Consider the following 276-nt stretch of genomic DNA (forward strand, 5'->3'; position numbering starts at 1 on the left):
GCAGCAACCAGTTTAGGATCAGGCTTGGCATAAGGATCAGTCTGGCCAGTCATCTTGCGAATACGAGCAACCAGCGCTTCACGCATTGGCACATCGGACATATCCACCAGCAGATCGAGCACTTGCAAGCCCACTTCCGGTGGGAAGTGCGTCAAGAATTCAGCCATTTCCTGATACATTGATTGACGTGTTGACGTGTTGTAATCCCGTTCTTCAATCACAAAATCCGCTTCTTCGCGGGTAATGTCATTCATGATCTCGCCAGTTTCAGGATCG

At 49.6% G+C, this 276-nt stretch carries 1 protein-coding gene; it reads right to left on the bottom strand.

Features of this window, described 5'->3' with window-relative positions:
* Nucleotides 1-254, bottom strand: a 254-nt coding sequence (locus ACZ3HH_RS29855) for a portal protein (protein WP_465810165.1), incomplete at its 3' end; no start/stop codon positions are given.
* Nucleotides 255-276 lie beyond the last annotated feature (22 nt).

It is taken from the genome of Pseudomonas sp. PME37.24/025, assembly GCF_055556615.1.